Below are 290 nucleotides of genomic sequence, written 5' to 3' on the forward strand. Positions count from 1 at the left end.
GCCTGCGGCTCCACCCACCCTACAAATACCTCCGACCAAACCATCCGCCGTAGGGCGGAGCGCAGCGATACCCACGCGGAAACGCGATGGGACCGATGCTTGGACCTTGGCGGCGGGGTTTGGTGGGTATCGCCTGCGGCTCCACCCACCCTACAAATACCTCCGACCAAACCATCCGCCGTAGGGCGGAGCGCAGCGATACCCACGCGAAAACGCGATGGGACCGATGCTTGGGCCTTGGCGGCGGGCTTTGGTGGGTATCGCCTATCGGCTCCACCCACCCTACAAAT

It is taken from the genome of Chromobacterium sp. CCUG 30098, assembly GCF_059916605.1.